The sequence below is a fragment of the Bradyrhizobium sp. P3_C3 genome, from assembly GCF_056402655.1.
Map to the genome: position 1 here is coordinate 1 of NZ_JBFUGY010000148.1, position 664 is coordinate 664.

At 60.6% G+C, this 664-nt stretch carries 1 protein-coding gene; it reads left to right on the forward strand.

Annotated features, from left to right (window positions below; all coding sequences use genetic code 11):
- Positions 1-219 (forward strand): transposase (locus AC1DW2_RS43855; protein ID WP_477009219.1); only part of this gene is annotated, 219 nt, incomplete at its 5' end.
- Between the last annotated feature and the right edge of the window lie 445 nt (positions 220-664).

Sequence of the window (664 nt, forward strand, 5' to 3'; positions counted from 1 at the left end):
GGGCTCACGCCGTGGATCGACCGCGCCCGCGCCAGTCTCGTGACTTCCTTCGCCAGCGGCGTCACGAAGGATGAAGCGGCGGTTCGGGCGGCAATCACTTCGCCCTGGTCCAACGGACAGACTGAAGGTCAGATCACCCGCCTCAAGCTCGTGAGAAGGCAGATGTACGGTCGCGGGAAAATCGATCTCCTTCAGGCCAGGCTAATCGGTGCAGAATAATCGGAGCTGCACCAAAATTGCGTCAGAGCCAATATTGCAGGCCGAATGACAATCGAACCTTGGACCTCTCCCGTGTGAAGGCCAGACCTGGGGTTGATTGATCTAGATTGCGAATTTCATGGCCGGCACGATTTCCCCGTCCTTTCCCCGGAATTGATTGGTGAGCTGAGGACCCGCTGATCACCCCAGCGGGGCGMGCTTGACCGTCGCAGGTCGCGTCTGACGATTAGCGATATGGTCGTTGCCGCAGTCCGCACGTGTGGACCGGAATTTCCGGGGTAGCTGGGCCGGTTTCGCGGCAAAAAAGAACCGCGGAGGGCAGAAATTGGCTGTTCGGGGCTGCCGCTCTCAGAGCCCGCTCTGGCGATCCTGGACACCATTCCCGAGCGGGACGGGGTCTCATGTTCGGGTACGGGAAGGGCGGCTATTCGGGCTGGTCCAAGTC